We start from the raw sequence: 352 nt of genomic DNA, 5'->3' as shown, positions 1-352 counted from the left end.
TCGCCCTCCGGTGCGACTGGTGCTACCGGTGCTACACGGATCGCCGGGAGCCAGACGCGTTGTTTGGCGAACGGGTACGACGGGAGACTGATCAGGCGGGGCTGGTGTGCATCGTGCAGCTTTTTCCAATCTAAGGTCAATCCCTTGACCCACAAGGATAGGAGTTTGCCGAACTTGCGCTTTGCAATCCACGCTTCAATCGTCAGCGCCATGTCTTCATCGGCGGCAAACAGCATCAGATCCTCATTGTTGCGTCTGAATTGCCCGCGATACAGGTCTTCTACGCCCGTCTCGCCAGCTGCATAGCGCTTCAGCTTGTCAGTCATCTCTTGCAGAGAGCCAACGACCAGCG

Annotated in this window: 1 protein-coding gene; it reads right to left on the bottom strand. The window is 57.4% G+C overall.

From position 1 onward, the window contains the following. The coding region (locus tag L696_RS28235) for a hypothetical protein (RefSeq protein WP_209440933.1) at positions 1 to 352 on the bottom strand (352 nt) is incomplete at both ends.

This window comes from Paenibacillus maysiensis (assembly GCF_000520815.1).
GTDB classification, from domain to species: domain Bacteria; phylum Bacillota; class Bacilli; order Paenibacillales; family Paenibacillaceae; genus Paenibacillus; species Paenibacillus maysiensis.
Note: the sequence above shows the minus strand (reverse complement) of the source record. Positions and strands in the feature narration are given on the sequence as shown.